The following is a 6,937-nucleotide window of genomic DNA, read 5'->3' as shown; positions in this document are numbered from 1 at the left end:
TAAGAAATTTTTCTATTATTGCACATATTGACCATGGTAAATCGACGCTGGCAGACCGGCTGCTGGAAATGACCGGTACAGTATCCAAAAGGGAAATGGAAGACCAGCTCCTCGATACGATGGACCTGGAACGGGAACGGGGCATAACCATCAAGGCCCAGTCGGCCCGGCTGATTTATGATGCCCAAGACGGCCATCAGTATACCTTGAATCTCATTGACACACCGGGGCATGTCGATTTCAATTATGAAGTATCCCGCAGTCTGGCGGCCTGCGACGGGGCCCTCCTGATTGTCGATGCGACGCAGGGTGTAGAAGCGCAGACCCTGGCTAACGTGTACCTGGCTCTGGAACATGACCTGGAAATCATCCCGATCATCAATAAAATCGACCTTCCCAGTGCAGACCCCGAACGGGTACGTAAGGAAATAGAAGATGTCATCGGCCTCGACGCCAGTGATGCTATCGAAGTCAGTGCCAAGACTGGATTCGGTGTCGATAAGGTGCTGGAAGCTATCGTACAGCGGATTCCCGCACCGGAAGATGCACCGGACAAGCCGCTGCGGGCCCTGATTTTCGATTCTCATTTCGATTCCTATAAAGGAGCCATTGCCAACATCCGCATTATGGAAGGCAGTCTCAAAACTGGGGACCGGATCCGCATGATGTCCAGCGGCATGGAATTTGAAGTGACAGAAACGGGTGTCTTCATTCCCCAGATGCACCCCGTGGCCTCTCTTGAATGTGGCAGCGTCGGTTATCTGGCGGCGAGCATGAAAAATGTCCGCGACTGTCGTGTCGGTGATACGGTCACGCTGGCAGATTGTCCGGCATCGGAACCGCTTCCGGGATACCGCAAGGCGACACCTATGGTGTATTGCGGCCTCTATCCGGTGGAAACCAATGATTATGACAATCTGCGCGATGCATTGGAAAAGCTGCACCTCAATGATGCGGCCCTGTTATTTGAACCGGAAACATCGACGGCTCTGGGCTTCGGCTTCCGCTGTGGCTTCCTGGGACTCCTCCACATGGATGTCGTCAAGGAACGGTTGGAACGGGAATATGGATTATCTCTGATTACGACAGCTCCGTCTGTTATCTATCATGTGTACTGCACAGATGGCACGATGGTCGCTGTCGATAATCCGTCCCTTATGCCGGATATGACGAAAATCGATCATATTGAAGAACCCTTTGTCAAGACGACCATCATCATCCCGAAAGATATGGTAGGGACGGTCATGGAAATTTCCCAGAACCGGCGGGGTCAGTATCTGACCATGGATTATCTTGATGAAACACGGGTTTCCATTGTGTACAATCTGCCGTTGTGTGAAATATTGTATGACTATTTTGACACGCTGAAGTCTTCGACACGGGGATATGCTTCGCTGGATTATGAACTCAATGGCTATCAGGCATCGCCCATGGTCAAAATGGATATCCTGATCAACGGGGAAGTAGTCGATGCACTGAGTGTCATCGTGCATAAAGAATTTGCAGCCCGCCGTGGCCGGGCTCTGGTAGAAAAGCTTCGCAGTCTCATACCGCGGCAGCTCTTCCAGATTCCTATCCAGGCGGCTATCGGCAATAAGATCATTGCCCGGGAAAATGTAGCGGCTCTGCGCAAAGATGTACTGGCCAAATGCTATGGCGGCGATATTTCCCGTAAGCGCAAACTTCTGGAAAAACAGAAAGAAGGGAAGAAGCGCATGAAGCAGGTTGGCAGTGTAGAAATCCCTCAGGAAGCCTTTATGGCCGTATTACAGGTAGATGAAAAATAATGATTGGTCTGTATATCCATATTCCGTTCTGCCGTCATAAGTGCCGGTATTGCGATTTTCCTTCTTATGGCGGCGTAGAATCATATATACCGGCTTATACGGAGGCCCTCTGCCGGGAAATCAGCACTTCCCCCCGGGAGGGCCTTGCTGTCGATACGATTTATTTTGGCGGTGGCACACCGTCACTTTTGAAAATACCCCAGATTGCATCAATTCTGCAGGCTGTGACACAGCATTTTGCCGTCGATTCCCATGCAGAGATTACCTTGGAGGGCAATCCGGATAGTCTCGGCAGAGAGTACTTGAAAAGCCTTCATGAGTTGGGCATTAACCGGCTGAGCATCGGTGTCCAGAGTTTTCAGCCACAGCTTTTGTGCTCTCTGGGACGGATCCACTCATCCCGCCAGGCCGTCGAAGCGGTGGAGAATGCGGCCTGGGCGGGATTTGATAATCTGTCTGCCGATTTGATGTATGGCCTTCCCGGACAGACTGTGCAGATGGCAGCCGATGACCTGTCACAGCTTTTACGGCTTCCTCTATGCCATGCTTCCGTATACAGTCTCATTCTGGAACCCGGGACGTGTCTCTATCATGATGTAACCACCGGTATGGTATCATTACCACCGGATGATCAGGTGGAGAAAATGGCATCCGTGGTACATCAGGTTTTTAAAAGATACGGTTTCGATCATTATGAGATTTCCAGTTATGCCCGTCCGGGACGGCGGTCCCGGCATAATGTCAAGTACTGGACGTATGTGCCGTACCTGGGATTCGGCGTTTCGGCCCATTCCTTTGATGGACATGTGCGGTCTGCCCATATATCCAACATTCCTCAGTATATCCGCAATGCCGGAAGACAGTCTGTCCTGGCGGAATCCGTCGTTATAGATGTGAATCGGGCCCAGGAAGACTACTGTTTCCTCGCACTGCGTATGCGCGATGGCATTGCATACGATGACTTTGCCCGCCGGTTTGGTGTCCCAATGGAATCCGTCTTTGGCAAGGTTGTTGATAAACTGGTGAAACAGGGATTGTTGGAACGGAAAGAAGGCGGCTGCCGTCTCACTAGTCTGGGGCTGTCTTATGGAAATTATGTGTTCAGCCAGTTTATCCGCTGATTCTGGAAAGATGGGCAGATATGGAAAGGAGTGTACCCATATGGTAGCCGATATTATTATCAATATAACGGCCAAACAAGTACAACAGACTTTTTCCTATACGATTCCCGATGGTCTTTCCGTACGTATCGGTTCCCGTGTCCTCGTCCCGTTCGGCCCACGGCGGGAAGAGGGAATCGTGCTGGCTGTACGGGAAGAACGGGACAGTGACCGGCAGTATCAGCTGAAACCCATCCTGGCCCTGTTGTCATCGCAGGCCGGGTTCCAGGAAGAAATGATTCAGACGGCCGTATGGATCAGCCAGTATTACTTATGTGGACTGGCTGATGCGCTGCGGCTTTTCATGATAGAAAAAAAGGGAATTATCCGGCGCGTATACCTTAAGACTGGTCCTGTGCTCCCTGTAACAGAAGAAGAAAGAGCCGTAGCGGCCTATGTGGACGCACGCGGAAAGGCGGAAAAAAAGCAGGTGTGCCGTCAATTTTCCGCCGATTGCGTCGAGGAGATGGTCAGACAGCATCAGCTGGACCAGGAGGATTATCTCCAGAATCAGATTGCCGATAAAATGGAAAAATGGCTGGTTTTCCAGTCTGATGATACGACGGGCATCCTGAAGCGGCGTCCCCGTCAGGCCGCTTTACTGGCGCATCTGAAACAAATCCGGTCTGCCCCTTTCTCGTACTGGATCGGGAAGGGCTATTCGCGGGACGTTCTGCTGCATCTGTGTCAGAGCGGTTGTGCTACGATGGAAGAAAAGCTGAGCCATACGGTGGACCTGACGCATCCACTCGAAGGAGATGTTCCTTTCAGGCTCACAGAAGAACAGCAGCGGGCCGTTGATGCCGTACGGAATGATGCAGGCGGCCGCACCTATGTCCTTCACGGCGTTACAGGCAGTGGTAAGACGGAAGTGTACATGCAGCTGACCGAAGACGTGCTGCAAAAAGGAGGACAGGTTCTCGTCCTCGTTCCGGAAATCGCCCTGACCGGACAGATTGTACGCCGTTTCATCCGCCGCTTCGGCAATGATGTCGTCGTTATGCACAGTCAGCTGTCCAAGGGAGAGCGGCGGAATAACTGGCTGCGTATGGCAAATGGGGAAAGTCATATCTGTATCGGCGCCCGTTCGGCTGTCTTTACGGCAGTCCGTTCTCTGGGACTGGTCATCGTCGATGAAGAGCACGACAGCTCTTACAAACAGGAAGAGGCTCCCCGTTATCATGCCGTAGAAGTGGCACGCAGACGGGCTGCCTATTACGGCTGTCCTGTCCTCTTAGGCAGCGCGACGCCGTCTATTGCCGATTATTACCGGACACAGACTGGTCAGTACGTCCTTCTGGAATTAACGCAGCGTGTGCTTAACCGGCCTCTGCCGTCTGTACAGGTCGTCGATATGCGGGAAGAATTGGCCCGTGGGAACCGCCATGTGCTATCAGATGCCATGACAAATCTTTTGCAGGAAACACTACAGCAGAAGCAGCAGGCGATCATCTTGTTGAACCGCCGTGGCTTTTCTACTTTCGTCATGTGCCGTAAATGCGGCTATGTTGTCAAATGTGACACCTGTGATGTCGCTATGGTGTATCACAAACAACAAGATCAGCTGCGATGCCATTATTGTGATGCGGAAAAGCCGGTTCCTCTGCGGTGTCCGGAATGTGGCAGCAAATATATCAAATTTTTTGGGACGGGGACGGAAAAAGTAGAAGAACAGCTTCGTGAACAATTTCCCCATGCCCGGATCGTCCGCCTGGATCAGGATACGACGACACGCAAAAACAGTGGTGATCACATCATCGAGGCATTCCGCCGTCATGAATACGATATTTTACTGGGGACCCAGATGGTCGCCAAGGGGCATGACTTTGCCGATGTCAGCGCCGTGGGGATACTGGCTGCGGACAGCCTGCTCAACCTGCCGGCTTACTGGGCTGGGGAACGGACCTTCCAGCTGCTGACCCAGGCTGCTGGCCGTGCCGGGCGCGGTACGATTCCCGGACGGGTCGTCATGCAGACCTATGCACCGGAACATTACGTTATCCAATGTGCAGAGCGGCAGGATTATGCAGCCTTTTATGCACAGGAAATACAATACCGGAAGGAACTGTTGTATCCGCCATTTCATCAGATATTGAAAATCGTCATTACTGATGAAAATGAAAAGGCCCTATGGGATACAGGCAATACGCTGGCTCTTTTGCTGCAGAACTGGCATACGGAAAGCGGCAGTGATACGGCCGTCATCGGGCCCTTCGTCGATATAATCAAGAAAGTACGGAATAAATACCGCATTGTTATTTTATTGAAAGGCCCGGATCTGACGGCCGTCAAAGACTTTATCCGCGCGCAGCGGGAATTCTGGCGTCCCGGAGTCATTCTCGATGTAGACAGCATGGGCTGAAAAGCCTGTTCCTTTCAAAAGAAAACTGTTATAATGAATACGAATGTTTTTTATCAGCAACATACTTGCATTTTTATTATCTATTGAGGTGGGTATTATGGCACTATTAAAAATTGTCAAAGCGGGTGCTCCGATTTTAAAAGAAACGGCATCTCCGGTCAAGACTATTACTAAAAATACAAAACGGTTACTCAATGACATGGCGGAAACCATGTATGAAGCAGAAGGCGTAGGGCTGGCGGCTCCACAGATTGGCAAGTCTTTGCAGATGATTGTTCTCGACGACGGGAACGGCCTCATCGAACTCATCAACCCGGAATTACTGGAAGCATCAGAAGAATTGCAGGATGGCCCCGAAGGCTGCCTCAGCGTTCCTGGGTATTATGGCGATGTAAAGCGTAGCCAGCGCATCAAGGTGAGGGCCCTGAATCGCCATGGCAAAGTCATCGTGTATGAACCGGAAGGATTCTTGGCCCGGATTTTCCAGCATGAAATGGATCATCTCGTAGGAACACTGTTTATTGAAAAAGCAACGAATTTGCGGAAAGTAGAAGAATAATGGAATCATTACGTATTGTTTTTATGGGTACACCCGATTTTTCCGTCCCGTCGCTGAAAGCGATTCACGCTGCCGGGTTTACCATCCAGGCTGTCTACACACAGCCGGACAAGCAGCGGGGACGTGGTAAGAAAGTATCGTCTTCGCCTGTCAAAGAATGCGCTGAAAAACTGGGGATTCCCGTGTTTCAGCCGCAGACCCTGAAGGATCCCGATGTCATTGCGGCGCTGGCAGATCTTCAGCCCGATGTCATCGTCGTCATTGCGTATGGCAAAATCCTTCCCAAGGCGATTCTCGACATTCCCCGGTATGGCTGTCTGAACGTGCATGGTTCTCTGCTGCCGGCATATAGAGGGGCAGCGCCTATCCAGTATGCTATTAAAGATGGCGTCCGGACCAGCGGCGTTACGATCATGATGCTCGATGAAGGCATGGATACGGGGAAGGTGCTGAAAAAATCAGAAATAGTCCTCGATGCCAAGGAAACGACCGGTACTCTGTTTGATAAACTGTCTGTTATCGGTGCGGAAACGCTGATTCCGGTACTAAAAGACCTGCCCGCCTATGAAGCGGCGGCACAGAGCCAGGACGAATCTAAGGCGACCTATACCGCCAAGATTACGAAAGAAATGACTCAGATTGATTTTTCCCAGCCGGCCGTCGTCATTGAACGGCTCATACGGACGCTGGATCCCCATCCTGGCGCCTATGTCCTTCACGAAGGACACCGCCTGAAAATATGGGCAGCCGACGTCGTACCGGGGACGGAAGCGGAACCGGGCACGATCATTGAGGTCACAAAGACATCTATTACCGTGCAGACCGGACGCGATGCCCTGTGCATACGGGAAGTGCAGCCGGAAAGCCGTAAACGGATGGCGACGGCCCAGTTCCTGCAAGGCTGCCATCTGACTGCTGGCACCATGTTGTAAGGAGAGATGCGTTATATGGACAAGGGGACGACTTTTTTTCTAGTCTATGCCGCATTGGCAGCCGTCGTGACAGCCCTCTGTTTATGGCTGCTATGGACGGTGATGAGACCTGGACTAGCTTATTATTTGCCGGCCAT

Annotated in this window: 5 protein-coding genes; all 5 read left to right on the top strand. The window is 51.6% G+C overall.

From position 1 onward, the window contains the following. A partial coding sequence (gene lepA / locus DBO31_RS04565) for a translation elongation factor 4 (RefSeq protein ID WP_150824552.1) occupies positions 1 to 1,787 on the top strand: 1,787 nt, incomplete at its 5' end. After that, a complete protein-coding gene (gene hemW, locus DBO31_RS04560) occupies positions 1,787 to 2,908 on the top strand; it encodes a radical SAM family heme chaperone HemW (RefSeq protein ID WP_200817458.1) in 1,122 nt (373 codons plus the stop codon). The genes lepA and hemW, both read left to right, overlap by 1 nt. Positions 2,909 to 2,948: 40 nt before the next feature. After that, positions 2,949 to 5,309, top strand: a complete 2,361-nt coding sequence (gene priA / locus DBO31_RS04555) for a primosomal protein N' (protein WP_150824550.1) — start codon at positions 2,949 to 2,951, stop codon at positions 5,307 to 5,309. Between the two features lie 97 nt (positions 5,310 to 5,406). Continuing rightward, positions 5,407 to 5,868: a peptide deformylase gene (gene def, locus DBO31_RS04550; RefSeq protein ID WP_059075879.1), complete on the top strand. Its 462-nt coding sequence runs from the start codon at positions 5,407 to 5,409 to the stop codon at positions 5,866 to 5,868. After that, a complete protein-coding gene (fmt, locus tag DBO31_RS04545) occupies positions 5,868 to 6,800 on the top strand; it encodes a methionyl-tRNA formyltransferase (protein ID WP_150824549.1) in 933 nt (310 codons plus the stop codon). Before def ends, fmt begins: the two co-directional genes overlap by 1 nt. Positions 6,801 to 6,937 lie beyond the last annotated feature (137 nt).

The sequence above is a fragment of the Megasphaera sp. DJF_B143 genome (assembly GCF_900320625.1).
Classification (GTDB): Bacteria; Bacillota; Negativicutes; order Veillonellales; family Megasphaeraceae; genus Megasphaera; species Megasphaera hexanoica.
This window is presented reverse-complemented; position numbering and strand designations above follow the sequence as displayed.